This window comes from Pseudoalteromonas phenolica, assembly GCF_044788725.1.
GTDB lineage: Bacteria > Pseudomonadota > Gammaproteobacteria > Enterobacterales > Alteromonadaceae > Pseudoalteromonas > Pseudoalteromonas phenolica_C.
On the sequence record NZ_CP173161.1, the window covers coordinates 359,457 to 376,744 of the forward strand.

Below are 17,288 nucleotides of genomic sequence, written 5' to 3' on the forward strand. Positions count from 1 at the left end.
GAGTATTCCTACGACTAAATAATGTAATACATGTATCCGATAAACGCGGCTAGTAATAAACCACCTTCAACGCGATTGATACGGCGAGTGCCTTTTAAACTTAAGCTCATAGCAATAAGCGCCACCGTGGCACCAAGCATAATATAAATGTCTCGTTGTGCGATGTTGGCGTCAATGTCAGCTGGATTCAACATACCTGCAATAGAAAGCACGGCGAGGATATTGAAGATATTAGAGCCAATGATATTACCCATTGCTAGATCGTCTTCGTTTTTAAGTACGCCAGCAATACAGGCTGCGAGTTCAGGAAGACTGGTACCAACCGCAATGATTGTCAGGCCGATTAATAAGTCACTCATACCAAAATATTTGGCAATATCAACAGCAGCATCGATTAGATAACCAGAGCTGATTGGTAGTAATACCATACCGATTACTAACCAGAATAATGCTTTACTTGTTGGAATGTCATTTGGTACTTCGTCGCAGGCTTCTGCAACTAGAGGGTCATCGTCTTGATTGCCTGAGCGTTTTGTTAAGATAAGTAAAGATGCGAGGAATGTGATGAATCCCGCAAATAGTACAATACCTTCTGTGCGGCTAAAGTGGTTATCACTGACAATAAACCAAGCACCTAACGAAACCACAACTAACAATGGCATTTCACGTTTTAGAATGCCGGATCCCACTGAAAGCGGGCGTAGTAGTGCGGTAATACCTAATACCAATAAAATATTGGCAATGTTTGAACCAATGGCATTACCAACAGCAGTATCGGTTTTATCTGCAAATGCAGCTTGCGCTGCAACCATCATTTCAGGCGCCGATGAACCCATTGCGACAATGGTTAAGCCTACAATTAACGTAGGAACACCAAAGTTTTTAGCTAATGCAGCAGCGCCAAATACAAAACGGTCCGCACTCCATACTAACGCGGCAAAACCAAGTATCAAAATGATGAAAGATAAAACCATAAAAAGAATATGCCAACAACGAAAACAAAATTGCGGCAAATAGTATCAAAAGCATAAAAAAAAGTATAAACAAAACGCTAGGTAAAACGCTTTATTCGTTTAGTGAGTATGCTACTTACAAAATTTTACGAATTCCCTTTTCACACTAAAACCAAAAAAAAGTATGATATATGAATTGGTGAACCAGAATGTGGAGCGCGACTTGTCGCAATCAATTATTGAAATCAAGGATGTAACTTTCTCCAGAGGTGATAGGACCATCTATAAAAACATGAGTTTTTCGGTACCAAAGGGGAAGATCACCGCAATTATGGGGCCGAGTGGCATTGGTAAAACGACCATGTTGCGTCTTATCGGCGGTCAGTTGAAACCGGATAGCGGCGATATCACGTTTGAAGGTGAGAGTGTGCCGAGTATGACTCGTGCCCAGCTTTATGAAGCTCGCACAAAAATGAGCATGCTTTTTCAAAGTGGTGCGCTTTTCACAGATATGTCAGTGTTCGATAACATTGCTTTCCCATTAAGAGAACACACGCAATTAAGCGAAGAGCTAATTCGCTTGGTCGTTCTTATGAAGCTTCAAGCTGTTGGTCTTCGTGGTGCGAGAGATTTAATGCCTTCAGAGTTATCGGGCGGTATGGCCAGACGTGCTGCACTAGCGCGCTCAATAGCTCTCGACCCAGAACTCATCATGTACGATGAACCGTTTGCAGGACAAGACCCTATCTCAATGGGGGTATTGGTGCGTTTGATAAAGTCGTTGAATCAAGTGTTAGGTTTGTCTTCTTTAATCGTAACGCACGATGTAACAGAAGTACTGAGTATTGCCGACCATGTGGTGATTATTGCTGAGCAAGGCGTGATTGGTACTGGCACACCGGAGCAGATGTTGCAACATAGCTCGCCACTGGTACAGCAATTCTTAAAAGGTTTATCTGACGGCCCTGTGCCTTTCCACTTCAAAGCTGCGCCTTATGAAGATGAACTGTTACTAGGAGACCCGCAATAATGGATTTTTTACAAGCATTAGGCCATAAAACACTGAGCCGATTTGCCTCTTTGGGCCGTGCGACCCGTATGTTGCTTGGCGCGTTGCTTAGTATGCCTAACTTTAAAAAAGGCACACCACTGTTAATTAAGCAGCTTTACATGGTGGGGCATCAATCATTATTGATCATCATGGTGTCAGGGTTATTCATCGGGATGGTTTTAGCGCTACAAGGTTACACGGTGCTAGTGGGTTACGGTGCTGAAGACAGTTTAGGTCCGCTGGTTGCGCTTAGTTTACTTCGAGAACTTGGCCCGGTTGTTACGGCTTTACTATTTGCTGGCCGTGCAGGTAGTGCGTTAACCGCCGAAATTGGTTTGATGAAAGCAACCGAGCAGCTATCAAGTTTAGAAATGATGGCAATTGATCCACTGAAAAGGGTTGTCGCCCCTCGTTTTTGGGCTGGTTTTATTAGTATGCCGCTGTTGGCTCTTATTTTCTCAGCAGTTGCAATTATTGGTGCGCACTTAGTGGGCGTTGACTGGTTAGGTGTCGATTCAGGCAGTTTCTGGTCAATCATGCAGTCTCAAGTGTCGTTCCAACAAGATATTTTAAATGGCATGATCAAGAGCTTTGTTTTTGCACTGATCGTGACATGGATTGCGCTTTATAAAGGGTACGACTGTGTTCCTACATCAGAAGGGATCAGTAAAGCGACCACAGAAACAGTTGTTCATTCGTCGCTGGTCGTTTTAGGTTTCGACTTTTTATTAACAGCGGTGATGTTTTCAAGTTAAGGGTTTTGAGAAATTATGAATACACGGAAAATAGAAATTTTAGTTGGCTTATTTGTCGCACTTGGCGTAGCAGCATTCGCTATTTTGGCACTTAAAGTCGCAAACTCAGGGATCAGCGGTAGCGGGGACACTTACACGCTTAGCGCTAAGTTTGAAAATATAGGCTCTTTAAAAACACGCGCGCCGATTAAAGTGGGTGGTGTTGTAATTGGTCGAGTGGAAAGCATTTATATTCACCCGCAAGAGTTTTTACCTGTTGTGAATATGAGTATTGATGCAAGTTATGAATGTCAGTTTTCTGATACAACCACGGTCTCTATTTTAACATCAGGTATTTTAGGTGAGCAGTACCTCGGCCTTTCACCGGTTATTGCGGCTGAATCAGCAAAACAAAGCTGTTTAGGTAATGAGGTTGCAAATAATGCAGGCTCTGAATTAGATGATTTATTTGGTGTAGAAAGCGTTGCACTAAAAGATGGCGACATGCTGACGGATACAAAATCAGCACTGGTTCTTGAAGAGCTAATTGGCCAATTCCTGTTTAACCAAGGTGGGGAATAATCATGTTTAAAACGTTATTAATGGCAGCGGCAGGCTTTATTATGTCTGCCCAGGTGATGGCTGCACCGCAAGTGGATTTGAGTGACCCATATAAAATGGTTGAGCAAGTTGCTGACAACACCTTTAAACGCGTAGCTAAAGACCAAGGTATTATCTCTACTGATAAAGAGCATTTACGCGTTATCGTTGAGCAAGAGTTGATGCCTTACGTCGATTACAAATATGCCGCATATCGTGTACTAGGTAGTTATATTCAAAAAGTACGCACTATGACGGATGCAGCAGAAAAAAAGCAGGCGGTTGAGAATATTAAAACATTCATTGATGTGTTTCAGCGTTACTTAGTGGCGACTTATGCAGGTGTGTTTACCCAGTATAAAAACCAGAAAGTAGAGTTTGGTGAAGCGCGAGATTTTGAAGGCGACGACGTTGCGGTAGTAAAAACTCGTATTGTTGAACCAGGCAAGCCGGACATTAAAATCGACTTCAAGGTGCGTAAAGGCAAAGACAATGAGTGGCGCGCTTACGACATGATGGCTGAAGGCATTTCATTACTAGATGCAAAGCAAACAGAATTGCATGGTGTGCTTCGTCAGCAAGGCATTGAGTATGTAATCGAGCTTTTAGATAAGAAGAGTCGTTTACCTGTTCAGTTTAGAGGTGACAATGGCAACTAATCTGCAATTTTCGCCGCAGCAAGAAGGTGTGATTGCTATTAAGGGAGAATTAACCCGAAATAGCTTAATAGATGAACGCCTTCTTAACCAACAGCTACAAAGTACGCAGTCAGTCCTATATTTTGACCTTTCTGAGGTCTCTAGGGTTGACACAGCGGGCTTAGCTTGGTTAATTCACTCTTTAGGTCTTTTGCAACGCCAAGGCAAACGCCTTGAGCTAAAAAATATACCTGAACAACTACATAAATTGATGGAGTTGGGTCAGGTATCTAACTTATTTGAGTGAATCTAATGGAAACAAACCAAGTCGAAGCAGTATTACAAGAAGCATTGTCACTAGAAGAAGTCATAGTTAAAGCCAATGGTAGTCACTATGAGGTGATTGCGGTTGGTGAATGTTTTGACGGGGCGAGTCGAGTTAAGAAGCAACAGCTAGTTTACGGTCCTTTAATGGATGTGATCAAAGACGGAACAATCCATGCTTTAAGCATTAAAGCCTTCACGCCAACAGAATGGCAAAGAGAACGTAAATTCATCCTTCCTCAATAACGGAGCCACAATGGATCAGTTTGTTATCCAAGGTGGCACCACCCTAGCTGGTGAAGTCACAATTTCGGGCGCAAAAAATGCCGCTCTTCCAATTCTTTTTGCAGCCTTATTAGGTAATGGCAAAAGCACTTTTTCGAACGTGCCTCAGTTACGTGACATAGGTACTACCGAAGCATTATTAAAAACCCTTGGCGCAGAAGTTAAATGGCATGGTGATAAGCTTGAAGTCGACGGAAGTACTGTTGATAAAGTGCTTGCACCTTATGAGCTAGTTAAGCAAATGCGTGCTTCAGTGCTAGCGCTAGGACCTTTGTTGGCGCGTTTTGGGCAAGCTCAAGTGTCATTGCCAGGAGGCTGTGCCATCGGTGCGCGCCCGGTAGATTTACACATTCGAGGCCTTGAAAAAATGGGCGCAACCATTGCTGTAGAAAATGGTTACATCAATGCGACGTCTTCGGGTCGACTGCATGGTGCTGATATCTACATGGAAACCGTGAGTGTTGGTGCTACTGAAAACTTATTGATGGCTGCGACACTTGCCGATGGTAAAACGGTGTTAGAAAACGCTGCGCGTGAACCAGAAATCGTTAACCTTGCAGAGTGTTTAGTCGCTATGGGCGCAAAAATCTCAGGTGCAGGTACTCATCGCATTGAAATCGAAGGGGTTGAGCAACTATCAGGGTGTGAGCACAAGATCTTACCAGATCGCATTGAAACGGGTACTTTCCTAGTTGCAGCGGCAATGGCAAAAGGTGAGGTGTTATGTAAGAACACAGATCATCATAGCTTAGAACCTGTCCTAGAAAAGCTGCGTGATGCTAATGCTTTGGTTGAAGTACAACAAGACAGTATTTACATCGATATGCGTCAACGCGAGTTAAAGGCGGTGAACATTAAAACCATGCCTCACCCGGGTTTTCCAACCGACATGCAGGCGCAGTTTACTGCTATGAATGTGGTAGCAAATGGCAGTGCAACAATCACAGAAACGATCTTTGAGAATCGCTTTATGCATGTGCCTGAATTACAACGTATGGGCGCAAACATTCGCTTAGAGGGCAATACTGCGATTTGTGGTGATACTGAGAAGCTATCGGGTGCACAAGTCATGGCGACTGATTTACGTGCATCAGCCAGCTTAATTTTGACCGGTATTGTCGCGCAAGGCGAGACTGTGGTTGACCGCATCTATCATGTTGATAGAGGTTACCAGCGTATCGAAGACAAGCTAAGTAAGTTGGGTGCGAATATTAAACGCCGCCACAATTAATACTGTTTGTTTATATAAAAAGAAAAAAGCGACCTACTTGAAGCGGTCGCTTTTTTGTATCTAACTTGAGATCAGGTTATCTAATTTGGCTTGCGCTGGCTGACTGAGGATTGGTATTAATTGGTGTTAATTTCTAGCTCAGCAACGGTCAAAGTAATAGTGCGATGCTCGCCATTTCTTAACACTTCAAATTCAAGGGCTGTACCTGGCTTGGTATTACCAATAAATTGCAGTGTTTTTTGCGGATTAGAAATGGACTGTCCAGCAACCTTCACAATAATATCTCTGTCTTGCATACCGGCCTGCCACGCAGGGCCAAGCGGATCAAGCTCGCTGATCAACAAGCCAACAATCGGAGTATATAAGTCAGTCACCTCATTACCTGAGCTATCAACGGCGGTACCTCTAAACCCTAAATAGCCACGAACCACTCGACCATCCGCAATGAGTCGCTGCATTACTTGCTTAGCTAATTGATAAGGCACGGCGAAAGAGATCCCTTGTATGTCGATGTTTAAGCGAGTTCTAAATTGCGCAGAGGTAATACCAACGAGAATACCATTCGAGTTTACTAAGGCGCCTCCCGAGTTACCGACATTTACGGCTGCATCCATTTGCAGCAAATTATTATATTGACTATCAGTAAGCGTTTGCTTACCTGTAGCACTTATAACCCCTTGGGTAATAGTTTGGCCTAAGTTAAGTGGGTTACCAATCGCTAAAACTACATCACCAACGCGAGGAATAAACTCATCGTTGGTAGGGATCACTGGTAGGTGCTGGCCTGGAATTTTTAGTAAAGCGAGATCGGTGATGGTATCAAAACCGATAACTTGCACGTCATAAAAACGTCTGCCATCGGTAAGAATGACCATGATCTGATCGGCGTCGTTTACCACGTGGTAGTTGGTTAAAATGTACCCGTCACTCGACATAATTACGCCAGAGCCAAGCTCTTGAGTCGTGTTACGTCTTTGGTAACGAGGCACAGATGAAATACTTTCAGAAAAAATTGTCACGACGGCAGGTGAAGCCTTAGCCACAGAATCAGCAAAGCTCATGTGACTACTCGTGTAATGGCTAGGCATGGCGAGCTTAGGCAAAGCAACGCTCTTTAAATTTGGCGAAAACCAGACGACCAAGAATGCGATCCCAAGACCGACAAAAAGAGGGGGAAGAATAAATTTAACTAGTTTTAGCACGCCATCGCTCATTTTTATTCATTACACAACAATCGGTTATTTTATCCTACTTAAAGCAGAATAGTAGTAATGATGGCACAAATAAAAATGCAGCGACAATATGGCGCTGCATTTTATTTAGATGATTTGAGTATAGATTATTGAATCAGAATGAAGACAGAGTCTCGTCCGCGCTTAATACCCAACACAATATTGCCTTGAATATCTTCAATCATATCGCTCATTTCGCGTATGTTTTTAACGCGTTGGCGATTAACCTGCATGATCACATCGCCTTCTTCTAAACCGACTCGCGCTGCTGGCGAACGCTCTTCAATGCTAGAAATAATGACACCTTGATTGCCATTTCGCTCGCCGCTTTCAAGCACGGCCCCGCGTAGCATCGGGTGAACCTTATCTGCTTGCGCTTGCAGTTCGCCTTGGCCTTTAAGCGTTACTTCAATCTTGCGCTTTTTACCATCACGGAATACGCCGAGTTCGATTGTGCGGCCTTCACCTATCGTGGCAATTTTACCGCGTAACTCTTCAAAGCTTTGGATGTCATCATCGTTTAAGCTCACGATAACGTCGTTGGCTTTGATCCCCGCCTCACTTGCCGCTGAATCTTTTACAACTTGCATCACGAAAGCACCTTGTTTGACTTCTAAATCTTGTGCTTTAGCAAGTCCGGCATCTAGTGTACGGCCAATAATACCTAAAGAACCACGACGAACTTGACCAAATTCGATAATTTGATCAACGAGGTTTTTCATCATATTTGAAGGGATAGCAAAACCGATTCCGACATTACCGCCCGAAGCGCCAAGAATTGCAGTGTTAATGCCGATTAGCTCACCGTTTAGATTAACTAAGGCACCACCTGAGTTACCTTGGTTAATTGCCGCATCAGTTTGAATAAAGTCTTCATAGCCTTCGATGTTTAAGCCGCTACGACCAAGCGCACTGACAATACCTGATGTCACTGTATGACTTAAACCAAATGGGTTGCCGATAGCAACCGAGAAGTCACCAACACGAAGTTTGTCAGAGTTTGCCAGTTTTACTTCGGTCAGGTTCTCAGCATCAATTTCGAGCAGCGCAATATCTGATTCTTTATCGCGACCAACCAGCTTGGCATCAAACTCACGGCCATCTTTCAAAGTAACAATAATTTTGTCAGCTTCATCGATAACATGGCTGTTTGTTACTACGTATCCTTCATCCGCATCTATAATGACGCCAGATCCAAGGCCACTGAATGGGCGTTTTTGGTTACGAGGTTGAGGGTTGCCAAAAAAGTAGTCGAATGGGTCGACTCTACGACGGACTTCTTTTGCGCCAGATACTTGAATACTGACAACACCAGGTGTCACGCGTTCAAGCATAGGGGCTAGGGTTGGCAATGATTGACCGTCAACAGCAACGGGAAGTTTAGCCTCAACTGCGGTTGGAGAAAGAAAAAGGGCAGTTGAAAAAATTGCAGCTGATAATAACGATAGTTTAAATTTCATAGTCAATAAGTACTCCGAAAAGTAATAACGCCTACTCTTTATGCATTTAAAAAAAGTAGACATATATCATTGATGATAGGTAAGTAAATTTTCGGCTTACTTACCGGCTCGTCATTTTTGGTAACTGTACTTACTGACTATGGGGTCTAAAAAAAGTTCATCAAGAGGCTTTTGAATGTTCAATTTCTGAACTTTCACCTGAGAAAATACCCGTTTCACCTTCGGCATAATCGCTAGGCTGAGCTGACAATGTATCGTTTTTTGCTTCGCGACGACGTTCTGGGCGGCTTTGCAGAGACGCTTGTAGTTGCTCAGTGGTCTCTTTTGAGAAGAAAGGCTCTTCAGGCATAGCAGGTTTAACGGTAAGCAGTGCTTTGTCTGTTTCTTCTACATGGCTTAAAAGTTGAGAGTAACTGTCTTGCATTTTAGTCATTAACTTCTTGGTGCTTGCAAGGTGATCAGCAACCTCTTGGCGATATTGCTCTAACTCGTGCTTAGCCTGTTGTACTTGCTGTTCTAAATCGTCGTGCTTAAGTTGTTTCTTGGTGAACATTGAACCTAAGAAAAATGCAGCGATAGCAACAACTACAATCAATCCTAACCAAGCAAATGTTGTCATAGAGAGTCTCCTTAAAAATACGCGCTCTATAAGTGTAGGCAATTATTCGGCTGCGTAATAAAAAATATAATTCAAACTATCAGCTAAATATACGCGGAGTTTTGATGCGTGTTAATATATGGCTCAAATAAAAACGCTTAGTTTGTGAAAAATGATGACACCTTGGGAAAAATATCAGCAAGATCTACAAAGAGATGACTTTCAATATGACGCAGCTCAAGAAAATGCGGTGAAGCATTTGCAGCGCTTGTACGATGATATCGTAAATCAACCTGAGCAGCCTCAAGGTTTCTTTTCTCGTTTATTCAATCGACAGCCAAAGCAAAAAATCACAGGTTTGTATTTTTGGGGCGGTGTAGGGCGAGGTAAAACTTATTTGGTTGATACCTTTTATGAGGCTTTACCGACCGAAAGAAAAATGCGTGTGCATTTCCACCGTTTCATGCACCGTGTTCACGATGAGCTAAAAAAACTAAAAGAAGTCAAAGATCCACTAGAAACCGTGGCTGATATTTTCAAAAAAGAAACCGACATTATTTGTTTTGATGAGTTTTTTGTACAAGATATTACTGATGCCATGTTACTCGGTGGTCTTATGCAGGCATTGTTTGCCCGTGACATTATTTTAGTCGCGACCTCTAATATTGTTCCTGATGAGTTATATCGAAATGGTCTGCAACGTGCGCGTTTCTTACCTGCCATTGCATTGGTTAAAGAAAACACTGAAGTGGTGAACGTTGATTCTGGCATTGATTATCGCTTAAGAACATTAGAGCAGGCCGAGATTTTTCACAGCCCACTTGACGCGCAAGCTGATAAAAATCTGTTTGAGTATTTTGACAAGCTGTCGCCTGAGCCTGGTAAACTTGATGAGGCCATCGAAATAGAAGGGCGTCTGATAAAAACCCGTAAGGTTGCCGATAGCATTGTGATGTTCGATTTCACGCAAATTTGTGAAACGGCGCGTTCGCAAGTAGACTATATGGAAATAAGCCGTATTTATAACACCGTGATTTTATCGAACGTAAAACAGATGGGGCAGCAAAATGATGATGCCGCTAGACGTTTTATCGCTTTGGTTGACGAATTTTATGAGCGTAACGTAACGTTAATTATCTCAGCCGCAGCACCAATCACAGAATTATATACAGACGGCACGCTTAATTTTGAATTTAGGCGCTGCATTAGCCGTTTACAAGAGATGCAGTCGCACGAATACCTCGCAAGAGAACATCTCGCCTAAATGAATACCAATCAGTAGTTAATTCGGCAAATAATACGCAAATTGCTTACGCTGATTGGTATAAATTTTCGCTCAAATCAACGCGACTAATTTTTTTGTAGAAAAAACAGTCGCACACTGGAAAAGCCTCTTCTGTGTTGCTATAATCCGCGGCCTGCCACGTTGCGTTCTATAGCCCTCGTCGGCTTAGCCACCGATTTGAGCGGCATTAAAGTCTTAAACTCGAAGGGGTTCAAGCACTCATAGTAAAGCGGTAACTTCTTGTTACCTGTGGTTTTAATTTGAAACATTGGATTTTATTTAATGAAAACGTTTGTTGCTAAACCAGAAACTGTAAAACGTGACTGGTACGTAGTTGACGCTGAAGGTAAAACTTTAGGTCGCATCGCTACTGAAATCGCTCGTCGCCTACGCGGTAAGCATAAAGCTGAGTACACACCTCATGTTGACACTGGTGATTACATCATCGTAATCAACGCTGAGAAAGTTACTGTTACTGGTAACAAGACTCAGGACAAAATGTACTACGCTCACACTGGCTTCCCAGGTGGCTTAAAGTCTATTAACTTCGAAAAGCTTCAAGCTAAAAAGCCTGAAATGATTATCGAAAAAGCAGTTAAAGGTATGTTACCAAAAGGCCCTCTAGGTCGTGAAATGTACCGTAAACTAAAAGTATACGCAGGTTCTGAGCACGCTCACGCAGCTCAACAGCCTCAAGTACTGGACATTTAAGGAGCTAACTCATGGCAAATCAATACTACGGTACAGGTCGTCGTAAAAGTTCAAGTGCTCGCGTATTCTTACGCCCAGGTACTGGCAACATCGTAATTAATCAACGTTCTATCGAAGAATACTTCGGTCGTGAAACTTCTCGCATGGTTGTTCGTCAGCCTCTAGAGCTAGTTGAAATGACTGAAAAGTTTGACCTTTACATCACTGTTCAAGGTGGTGGTTCAACTGGTCAAGCTGGTGCTATCCGTCACGGTATCACTCGTGCGCTTATGGAGTTTGACGAGTCACTACGTCCTTCTCTACGTAAAGCTGGCTTTGTTACTCGCGACGCTCGTAAAGTTGAGCGTAAGAAAGTGGGTCTTAAGAAAGCACGTAAGAACACTCAATTCTCGAAGCGTTAATTTTTTACGTTTACAAGAATTCAAAAACCCAGCTTATGCTGGGTTTTTTGTTTTTATAGCCCAATAATTTCTGTTTTAACTACAAACTTATCCCGCACTTTTCTTGTTCGACTTATTGTTTACCTATTATTTTCAATATTTATTGTAATTAGTGAAGATCTGATGATAAATCAGCGCTTTTTTTTGCTACAATTGCGTGGCAAGTAAAGTGAGTAAGGTTTGAGACCTTTTTTTGGGTACCCTCGTCTCCTCATAGATGGGGTTGATCTTAGTCAGTATATTGTGGTTATAAAAACGTTATCATAGCTAACTAGCTTTCGAGACTACGACTAAAATGGGTAGTAAAATCCATGCTTTATTAGTCTCGATTAAGGTAATAACCTTGTTTTAATCAAGGGAATTATTTATGATCGCGTCTATTTTGTAGTTTCTTAATTTAACCTGCTGTAACTGATGTTCTCAATATAGCAAGTGTTGAGGATCATAGTGGAGATAAGTGGATGAGCAATGCGCCTGTAGACAACAGCCGACGTCGCTTTTTGACCATAGCTACCTCTGTTGTAGGTGGTGTTGGTGCGGCTGGAGCTGCTGTTCCTTTTATTGCGTCTTGGAATCCAAGTGAGCGAGCTAAATCTGCAGGTGCGCCTGTAGAAGTAGATATCAGCAAACTTGAGCCTGGACAATTAATTCGTGTTGAGTGGCGAGGTAAGCCTGTATGGGTTATCTATCGTACGCCAAAAATGCTTGAGCAGATGAAAGCTCATGAAGGTCAACTTCGTGATCCTCAATCTGAAGAGCCTCAACAATTAGACTCAGCGAAGAATGAATACCGTTCTAAGCGCCCTGAAATTTTCGTGGCGGTTGGTATTTGTACTCACCTAGGGTGTTCACCAAGTTTCCTTAATGGTGGTTTTGGTGAGAAAGTTGAAGGTACTGAAGATGGTTTCTTCTGTCCGTGTCACGGTTCTAAGTTCGACATGGCAGGCCGTGTATTCCAAGCTGTTCCTGCACCACTAAACTTAGAAGTTCCTCCGTATACCTTTATTGATGATACAACCATCTTGGTTGGTGAAGAAGAGGTTGCATAATGGCTGGTAAACAAGATAACGCTTCAACAGGTGTTGTTGGTAATGTGATCAACTGGATTGATGATCGTATCCCAATGACGCGTGTTTGGAACATGCACATCGCGCAATACCCTGCGCCAAAAAACTTTAACTTCTGGTACTTATTTGGTTCATTAGCAATCTTAGTACTAGTAAACCAAATCCTAACTGGTATTTGGTTAACGATGAACTTCGTACCATCAGCTGAAGGCGCATTCGCATCAGTTGAATACATCATGCGTGATGTTGAATACGGTTGGTTACTTCGTTATCTGCATTCAACAGGTGCATCGGCATTCTTCGTGGTTGTCTATTTGCACATGTTCCGAGGCATGATATACGGCTCTTATCAAAAGCCGCGTGAATTACTATGGCTGTTCGGTATGCTAATTTTCTTAGCATTGATGGCTGAAGCATTCATGGGTTACTTATTACCTTGGGGCCAGATGTCATTCTGGGGTGCTCAGGTAATCATTTCTCTATTCGGTGCAATTCCAGTAATCGGTGATGACCTAACACTTTGGATCCGTGGTGACTACGTTATCTCTGGTGCAACGCTTAACCGCTTCTTTGCACTACACGTAATCGCACTTCCTCTAGTACTAGTAATCTTAGTTTTCTTACACATTGTTGCGCTTCACGAAGTGGGCTCAAACAACCCAGATGGTGTTGAAATCAAGCGTAAGAAAGGTTCTGTGGCTGAAGAAGACAAGCCTAAGTTCAAGTTCCATGAATACTACACAAACAAAAAAGATATTGTGGATGCTATCCCGTTCCACCCTTACTACACAGTAAAAGATATCTTAGGTGTTGCTGGTTTCTTAATTTTCTTCTGTTGGGTTGTTTTCTTCGCACCAGAGATGGGTGGTTTCTTCTTAGAAGCACCAAACTTTGAAGCGGCTAACCCGCTGAAAACACCAGAGCATATTTTCCCGGTTTGGTATTTCACGCCATTCTACGCAATCCTACGTGCTATCCCTGATAAGCTAATGGGTGTTGTAGCGATGGGTGCGTCAATCGTAGTACTTGCGTTACTACCTTGGATTGACCGTGGTAAAGTTCGCTCAATTCGTTACCGTTGTGGTATGCACAAGTTGAATATTGCTCAGTTTGTTGTGACGTTTGTTATCTTAGGTTGGGTTGGTGCTACACCACAGACAGATTTCAAAACAATCTTATCGCAAATTACAACTGTGACTTACTTCATGTTCTTCGTACTACTATTCGTATACTCGAAGAATGAGAAAACAAAACCATTGCCTGAGAGGTTAACGAAATGATGAAGAAGCTAATTGTTGGTTTATTCGCATTGCTGCCTACTTTTGCAATGGCAGCGGGTCCTTCGGTACCACTACTAGAGTCTAACCATGACTTGACAGATAACGCTTCTTTACAGCGTGGCGCAAAGTTGTTCATGAACTACTGCCTTGGTTGTCACCAGATGCAGTACCAGCGTTATGAGCGTACTTTCCGTGATATCGGTATTCCGGTTGAGATTGGTAAAGAAACACTAATTTTTGATGATTCAAAAGTTGGTAGCCACATCAAAAACGCAATCAAGATTGATGATGCGGCAACATGGTTCGGTGCTCCACCGCCAGATTTAACACTAGTTGCACGTGTACGTGGTGCTGATTGGATTTACACTTACCTGAAGTCTTTCTATGTTGATGAAAGCCGTCCGTTTGGTGTAAACAACTCAGTATTCCCATCGGTGGGTATGCCACACGTACTTCAAGAACTTCAAGGTGTGCCAACTGCACGTTTTGAAGAAGTTGAAGAGCACGGTGTTAAAGTTAAGAAAGTAGTTGAAATCACAACGGATGGTTCGGGTGAGCTAAGCTCTGACGAATATGACCATGCAGTGCGTGACTTAACAAACTTCTTGGCTTATGTTGGTGAACCAACTCGCTTAAAATCAGAGGCTATGGGCTACAAAGTATTAGGTTTCCTAGTGATCCTATTCATCTTAGCCTTCTTCTTGAAGAAAGAGTACTGGAGAGATGTTCACTAATAAGGTGACGCATTTTTAAAGTAATTTTGTAATAGGGGCACTCGCCCCTATTGCTGTTTATAATGATTTATTACTTATTGTAATTTTAATGGAGGTAGGCATGGCCGTAGCTGCCAATAAGCGCCCTGTAATGACACTTTTCTCTGGTGCAAACTGTATGTACAGCCATCAAGTACGTATCGTTTTAGCTGAAAAAGGTGTGAGTGTAGATATTCACTTAGCAGAAAAAGATAACCTGCCTGAAGCGCTTCACGAAATTAACCCATATGGCACAGTACCGACGTTGATCGATCGTGAATTGGGCTTATATGAAGCGAACATCATCATGGAATATTTAGATGAGCGTTTCCCGCATCCACCATTAATGCCAGTTTACCCGGTAATGCGTGGTCGCAGCCGCTTAATGATGCACCGTATCGAAACCGATTGGTACACATTAGCTGCAAAGATTAAGCAAGGTGGTAGTGATGCTGACCAAGCTCGTAAAGAGTTAACTGAAGCATTATTAGCAATTGCACCTATCTTCACTGAGGCGCCTTACTTCATGAGTGAAGAGTTTAGCTTAGTAGATTGCTACTTAGCGCCGTTACTATGGCGTTTACCTGAGCTGGGTATCGACCTTAATGGTGCGGGTGCTAAAGAGCTTAAAGAATACATGCTTCGTTTATTCGAGCGTGACTCATTCCAAGCTTCTTTAACAGAAGCAGAGCGTGAGATTAGAGCATAATGACGCCTAATCGCCCATATTTGCTAAGAGCGTTTTACGACTGGATTGTTGATAACGACTGCACACCACATTTGGTTGTGAATGCTGAGTATCCAGCAGTTCAAGTGCCAATGCAGTTTGTACAAGATGGTCAAATCGTCTTAAACATCAGCCCTAGTGCCGTGACTCACTTTGATATGGATAACCAGCAGCTCAGCTTCAATGCGCGCTTTTCTGGTCAACCTATGCAGGTTTACGTACCAATGGGTGCTGTACTGGCAATATATGCGCGTGAAAACGGTGAAGGCACCGTATTTACTCAAGAAACTTTTCCTGAGTATGAAGAAGAGCAGCAGGTTGAACCTGAAGAGGTTGTTGAAGCCACTGAAGAAAAGCCAAAAGAGCCTGAAAAGAAAAAAGGCGCTCATCTTCGCGTTATTAAATAATTGCTTTAAAACAGCTTATTGTTATTTGAAAACCCGCTTCGGCGGGTTTTTTATTTCGGTGCAAACTAGCGTGCGAAGCACGCGCTGTTTGCGCAAGGTGAAATGAGCCATTATAAAAAATGTTGAGGTCTGGAGTAGTGAGAGAGCCAATGGAACAGTAAAAGGTAGATACATGCTGATTACAAAGTTCTGAATCATACATTAGGGATACATGTTATGGTGTTTAGCGTGACTTCATCACGAAATCAATTCACCTTGCGTAAAAGAACCGTACTCACTTCGTTCGCAGTCGGTAACCTTTTACACCACTCTTGCGCAAAGGAAATGAAGTGCTACGCACTTGTCATTAACCCTTTGCACTAAAGGTATTCAAAAGCTTTTACGACTCTTTTTACACCGTTGACATGACGAGCGATTTCAACTGCCATATCCGCTTCAGTTTCTGATACTAAACCCATTAAGAACACTTCACTATTCTCAGTCACGACCTTGATATTGTTACCGGTAATGGTTTCTGCGGTTAACAGCTTAGTTTTAACTTTTGAAGTTAGCCAAGTATCGTGGGTTTGAGTGGTAATGCCGATGCGAGTACCAATGCGTAACTGGTTATGGATGTTCTTCACTGACACTGAGTTTCTAACAGCTTGCTCAGCTTGAGAGAGTAAATCACGTGATGGTACCTGACCTACTAGTAAAATGGTGCCATTGACACTGACAACGCTGATATTGGCTTTATCGCTTAATGTTGGTACTTTTTTCAGTGCTAAAGTAGCTTTAATTTCAATGTTATTATCGTCGATTTGAGAGCCAATCGTGCGTCTATCATTGGCAGCAGACACAGCCCCAGCAGTGCCAGCTACAACTGCAGCAGCACAACCTTGAAGAAGTATTAGAATAGCTAGAACAGCAAGGTGTTTATACGGCATTATTGATCATCCTGAGGGAATAAAGTGTTATCGATTAACTGACTCAAGCAGTGAATATTAAATAGGTGTGATTCTAAAATTCGGCTAGGGCGCTTACTCGGGGTTAGAATTTCTACATCGTTTGGACCAAGCAAGCCAATTAATTCTCCCCCTTCATCACCCACTAACGCAATGACTTTCATGTCTTTAGTAAGCGCTGCTTCTACCGCAGAAATAATGTTTTTCTCATTACCGTCGATAGCAAAAACGACAAGCAAATCGCCTTGCTGAGCAAAGGCACGCACTTGGCGTGAAAATTTGTCATTATCATGGTCGTTTTGATGCATATCCAAATGAATATGATTTTGTGAAAGTGAAATCGCGGGCAAGCAAGGTCGCTCGGTTTCATAATGATTCACTAAGAGCCCAGCAAAGTGCTCTGCCAGCATATTGCAGCTAGATTCACCACAACTGATAACTTTATTGCCGTTGATAAGGCCTTGAACTATGGTCATGGCCGCAGCTTCTAGAACGTCGGGTAAAACTTCACCTGCTGCAATTTGCGCTTGAATACTTTCTGTGAAAATGGTTTTTATAGATTCTTGCAT

General features: G+C 42.6%; 21 protein-coding genes. 15 read left to right on the forward strand and 6 right to left on the reverse strand.

Annotated elements, in window-relative coordinates; all coding sequences use genetic code 11:
* Positions 1-14: 14 nt before the first annotated feature.
* Positions 15-974 (reverse strand): calcium/sodium antiporter, encoded by a 960-nt coding sequence (locus tag ACH784_RS01715; RefSeq protein ID WP_404392998.1) that lies wholly within the window; start codon positions 972-974, stop codon positions 15-17.
* A gap of 202 nt (positions 975-1,176) precedes the next feature.
* Here ACH784_RS01715 and ACH784_RS01720 point away from each other — a divergent pair, with 202 nt between their 5' ends.
* Genes ACH784_RS01720 through murA form a run of 7 tightly spaced genes read left to right on the forward strand, consistent with a single transcriptional unit; the run spans position 1,177 to position 5,816 of the window.
* Entirely contained in the window at positions 1,177-1,983 is an 807-nt protein-coding gene (locus ACH784_RS01720) for an ATP-binding cassette domain-containing protein (RefSeq protein WP_404393000.1), read from the forward strand.
* A complete protein-coding gene (mlaE, locus tag ACH784_RS01725) occupies positions 1,980-2,759 on the forward strand; it encodes a lipid asymmetry maintenance ABC transporter permease subunit MlaE (protein WP_138566139.1) in 780 nt (259 codons plus the stop codon). The genes ACH784_RS01720 and mlaE overlap by 4 nt, the downstream gene beginning before the upstream one ends.
* Positions 2,760-2,774: 15 nt before the next feature.
* Positions 2,775-3,320, forward strand: coding sequence for an outer membrane lipid asymmetry maintenance protein MlaD (gene mlaD / locus ACH784_RS01730; RefSeq protein ID WP_404393002.1), 546 nt, complete (start codon positions 2,775-2,777; stop codon positions 3,318-3,320).
* Positions 3,321-3,322: 2 nt separating this feature from the next.
* Positions 3,323-3,997 (forward strand): phospholipid-binding protein MlaC, encoded by a 675-nt coding sequence (locus ACH784_RS01735; RefSeq protein ID WP_404393004.1) that lies wholly within the window; start codon positions 3,323-3,325, stop codon positions 3,995-3,997.
* Complete coding sequence (locus ACH784_RS01740) at positions 3,987-4,283, forward strand: lipid asymmetry maintenance protein MlaB (RefSeq protein ID WP_404393006.1); 297 nt, start codon at positions 3,987-3,989, stop codon at positions 4,281-4,283. Before ACH784_RS01735 ends, ACH784_RS01740 begins: the two co-directional genes overlap by 11 nt.
* A gap of 5 nt (positions 4,284-4,288) precedes the next feature.
* Positions 4,289-4,546 (forward strand): BolA family iron metabolism protein IbaG, encoded by a 258-nt coding sequence (gene ibaG, locus ACH784_RS01745; protein ID WP_058028609.1) that lies wholly within the window; start codon positions 4,289-4,291, stop codon positions 4,544-4,546.
* A gap of 10 nt (positions 4,547-4,556) precedes the next feature.
* Positions 4,557-5,816, forward strand: coding sequence for a UDP-N-acetylglucosamine 1-carboxyvinyltransferase (gene murA / locus ACH784_RS01750; RefSeq protein ID WP_404393008.1), 1,260 nt, complete (start codon positions 4,557-4,559; stop codon positions 5,814-5,816).
* Positions 5,817-5,932: 116 nt separating this feature from the next.
* On the opposite strand, the gene ACH784_RS01755 is transcribed toward murA, so the two are convergent.
* The 3 genes from ACH784_RS01755 to ACH784_RS01765 all read right to left on the reverse strand — a co-directional run bounded on the left by ACH784_RS01755 (position 5,933) and on the right by ACH784_RS01765 (position 9,127).
* On the reverse strand, positions 5,933-7,018 hold the full coding sequence (locus ACH784_RS01755) for a trypsin-like peptidase domain-containing protein (protein ID WP_404393010.1): 1,086 nt from the start codon (positions 7,016-7,018) through the stop codon (positions 5,933-5,935).
* Positions 7,019-7,155: 137 nt separating this feature from the next.
* Positions 7,156-8,508 (reverse strand): Do family serine endopeptidase, encoded by a 1,353-nt coding sequence (locus ACH784_RS01760; protein ID WP_404393012.1) that lies wholly within the window; start codon positions 8,506-8,508, stop codon positions 7,156-7,158.
* 160 nt (positions 8,509-8,668) lie between these two features.
* The gene (locus ACH784_RS01765; protein ID WP_404393014.1) at positions 8,669-9,127 is read right to left on the reverse strand and encodes a YhcB family protein; all 459 of its coding nucleotides are present in this window, start codon (positions 9,125-9,127) and stop codon (positions 8,669-8,671) included.
* A gap of 154 nt (positions 9,128-9,281) precedes the next feature.
* On the opposite strand from ACH784_RS01765, the gene zapE reads away from it, so the two are divergent.
* From zapE to ACH784_RS01805, 8 genes are all read left to right on the forward strand, one after another.
* Positions 9,282-10,370 carry a cell division protein ZapE gene (gene zapE, locus ACH784_RS01770; RefSeq protein ID WP_404395150.1) on the forward strand — a complete coding sequence of 363 codons (1,089 nt, stop codon included), beginning with the start codon at positions 9,282-9,284 and terminating at the stop codon, positions 10,368-10,370.
* Between the two features lie 303 nt (positions 10,371-10,673).
* Positions 10,674-11,102, forward strand: a complete 429-nt coding sequence (gene rplM, locus ACH784_RS01775; RefSeq protein ID WP_404393016.1) for a 50S ribosomal protein L13 — start codon at positions 10,674-10,676, stop codon at positions 11,100-11,102.
* Positions 11,103-11,113: 11 nt separating this feature from the next.
* Positions 11,114-11,503, forward strand: a complete 390-nt coding sequence (gene rpsI, locus ACH784_RS01780) for a 30S ribosomal protein S9 (protein WP_404393018.1) — start codon at positions 11,114-11,116, stop codon at positions 11,501-11,503.
* Positions 11,504-12,003: 500 nt separating this feature from the next.
* Positions 12,004-12,591: a ubiquinol-cytochrome c reductase iron-sulfur subunit gene (petA, locus tag ACH784_RS01785; protein WP_404393020.1), complete on the forward strand. Its 588-nt coding sequence runs from the start codon at positions 12,004-12,006 to the stop codon at positions 12,589-12,591.
* Positions 12,591-13,889, forward strand: coding sequence for a cytochrome bc complex cytochrome b subunit (locus ACH784_RS01790; protein WP_404393023.1), 1,299 nt, complete (start codon positions 12,591-12,593; stop codon positions 13,887-13,889). Before petA ends, ACH784_RS01790 begins: the two co-directional genes overlap by 1 nt.
* The gene (locus ACH784_RS01795) at positions 13,886-14,623 is read left to right on the forward strand and encodes a cytochrome c1 (RefSeq protein WP_404393025.1); all 738 of its coding nucleotides are present in this window, start codon (positions 13,886-13,888) and stop codon (positions 14,621-14,623) included. The genes ACH784_RS01790 and ACH784_RS01795 overlap by 4 nt, the downstream gene beginning before the upstream one ends.
* A gap of 100 nt (positions 14,624-14,723) precedes the next feature.
* Positions 14,724-15,350 (forward strand): stringent starvation protein SspA, encoded by a 627-nt coding sequence (gene sspA / locus ACH784_RS01800; protein WP_404393027.1) that lies wholly within the window; start codon positions 14,724-14,726, stop codon positions 15,348-15,350.
* Positions 15,350-15,775 carry a ClpXP protease specificity-enhancing factor gene (locus tag ACH784_RS01805; protein ID WP_404393029.1) on the forward strand — a complete coding sequence of 142 codons (426 nt, stop codon included), beginning with the start codon at positions 15,350-15,352 and terminating at the stop codon, positions 15,773-15,775. The genes sspA and ACH784_RS01805 overlap by 1 nt, the downstream gene beginning before the upstream one ends.
* Positions 15,776-16,134: 359 nt before the next feature.
* Here the strand turns inward: ACH784_RS01805 and dolP are convergent, their stop codons facing one another.
* Positions 16,135-16,701: a division/outer membrane stress-associated lipid-binding lipoprotein gene (dolP, locus tag ACH784_RS01810; RefSeq protein ID WP_404393031.1), complete on the reverse strand. Its 567-nt coding sequence runs from the start codon at positions 16,699-16,701 to the stop codon at positions 16,135-16,137.
* The gene (locus ACH784_RS01815) at positions 16,701-17,288 is read right to left on the reverse strand and encodes an SIS domain-containing protein (protein ID WP_404395152.1); all 588 of its coding nucleotides are present in this window, start codon (positions 17,286-17,288) and stop codon (positions 16,701-16,703) included. The genes dolP and ACH784_RS01815 overlap by 1 nt, the downstream gene beginning before the upstream one ends.